This is a genomic window from Variovorax sp. P4_D9 (genome assembly GCF_056401695.1).
The window spans coordinates 1-2,272 of the sequence record NZ_JBFUIU010001141.1 but is presented as its reverse complement, the minus strand read 5'-3'; the positions used below and the strand labels follow the sequence as shown (position 1 = coordinate 2,272).

The window sequence follows — 2,272 nt, the reverse complement described above, 5'->3', positions numbered from 1 at the left end:
GCCTACGTGTACGTGCGTCAGTCGACGCTGCGCCAGGTGTTCGAGAACACCGAGAGTACCAAGCGCCAGTACGGCCTGCGCCAGCGCGCCGTGGCGCTTGGCTGGGCCGAAGAGCGCATCATCGTGATCGACAGCGATCTCGGGCAGTCGGGGGCTTCATCGGACCGGGAGGGCTTCCAGCGACTGGTGGCCGAGGTTGGCATGGGGCATGCCGGCATCGTGCTCGGCTTGGAGGTCTCGCGCCTGGCGCGTAACTCCATGGACTGGCACCGGCTGCTGGAGATCTGCGCGCTGACCGACACATTGATCTGCGACGAAGACGGTGCGTACGACCCGGCGCACTTCAACGACCGCCTGCTGCTCGGACTCAAGGGCACCATGAGCGAGGCCGAGCTGCACGTGCTGCGTGCGCGCCTGCAAGGCGGGATCCTGAACAAGGCGCGCCGCGGCGAACTGGAGATGCGCCCGCCCGTGGGGCTGGTCTACGACAGCGAGGGTGTGCTCGGCCTGGATCCGGATCGGCAGGTGCAGCATTGTCTGAGGTGGTTGTTCGCCACCTTCGAGCGCACGGGTTCGGCCTGCGCCACCGTCAAGGCCGCGCGGCGCGAGCACCTGGCGTTCCCACGACGCTGCGGCAAGGGCGCGCACAAGGGAGAATTGCTCTGGGGCGAGCTCTATCACGACCAGGTGCTGCGCGTGCTGCACAACCCGAGATATGCCGGCGCCTTCGTCTATGGTCGCAGCCATACGCGCCGCAGCGTCGACGGCGTCGCCCGTTTGCAGCGCATGCCTCGGGAGCAATGGATGACGTTGATTCCCGAGACGCATGCGGGCTACATCTCCTGGGACGAGTATGAGCGCAATCAGCGTCGTCTTCACGAGAGCGCGCAGGCGATGGGCGCCGATCGACGCCGCGGGCCGGCACGCGAGGGGCCCGCATTGCTGCAAGGCCTGGTGCTGTGCGGGCGCTGCGGAATGCGCATGACGGTTCGCTATCACAGCCGCCATGGCCAGTTGTGCCCCGAGTACGTCTGTCAGCGCGAGGGCATCAGTCGTGGCGAAGCGCTGTGCCAGCGCATTCCTGGTTCGGGCATCGACCAGGTCATCGGCGCCTTGCTCGTCGAAGCGGTCAATCCCGTCGCGCTCGAGGTGACGCTGGCAGTGCAACGAGAACTGCAGTCTCGCTTCGAAGAAGCCGACCGGCTGCGCCATGCCCAGGTCGAACGTGCGCAGTACGAGTGCGAGTTGGCGCAGCGCCGCTATCTGCGTGTGGACCCCGACAACCGGCTGGTCGCCGATTCGCTGGAAGCGCATTGGAACGAAAAGCTGCGCGCCTTGGCCGAAGCGCACGAGGAGTACGCGCGCCGCCGCGAGCAGGACGCACATGTATTGACGCAAGAGCAGTGCAGCGCAATCCTCGCGCTGGCCTCGGACTTCCCGCGTCTGTGGAGCGATCCCGCCACGCCCGATCGCGAGCGCAAGCGCATGGTCCGACTGCTGTTGGAGGATGTGACCTTGAATCGCGATGAGCAGATCAGCGTGCAGATCCGCTTCAAGGGTGGCGCTCGCAGGAGCCTGCATCTGCCACTGCCCTTGTGCTCCTGGAAGCTGCATGTCACGCCGTCGACGGTCGTGGAAGAGATCGACCGGATGTTGAACGATCACACGCCCTTGCAGATCGCGGCCATCCTCAATGCGCGCGGCGTGACTTCAGGCGCCGGCGCGACGTTCCATCCCCGGATCGTTGCTCGTCTGGCGCGCAACTACCAACTCAAGCCGCGCTATGAGCGGCTGCGCGAGCATGGGCTCTTGACCCTCGAGGAAATGGCCGACAAGTTGCAGGTGACGACCACAACGGTGAAGATATGGCTGCGCCACGGGCTCCTCCGTGGTCACGCGTACAGTGACAAGAATGAGTGTCTGTATGAGCCGCCGGGCGATGATGCTCCGCGCAAGACACTCGGCGCCAAGCTCTCGCTGCGACGCCTCGATGCGACGCTTCTCTCTGATCGTACGAAGGAGGTGCAGTATGAAGCGTAGTCCTTATCCCAGCAGTTGCCTTTGCGACTCATCGAACTGGTGATGCCGTACTCGGCGAGCACCGCCCTGAAGTCGTGGCTGGCGTATTGACTGCCCCGATCGCTGTGGAAGATCAATCCTTCCTGCTTGCCAGGATGACGCTTGAACCACGCCATTCGCAGCGCATCGATTACGAGCTCGCGCGTCATGTCTTCGCGCAGCGACCAACCCACCACCTGGCGGCTGAACAGGT

At 64.8% G+C, this 2,272-nt stretch carries 1 protein-coding gene and 1 pseudogene; one reads left to right on the top strand and one right to left on the bottom strand.

The window, feature by feature from the left end; translation table 11 throughout:
- On the top strand, nucleotides 1–2,040 hold a 2,040-nt coding region (locus AC1DY5_RS52090; protein WP_478122094.1), incomplete at its 5' end, for a recombinase family protein.
- A gap of 5 nt (nucleotides 2,041–2,045) precedes the next feature.
- Here AC1DY5_RS52090 and AC1DY5_RS52085 read toward each other — a convergent pair.
- Nucleotides 2,046–2,272, bottom strand: a pseudogene (locus AC1DY5_RS52085) (DDE-type integrase/transposase/recombinase); the annotation flags it as partial.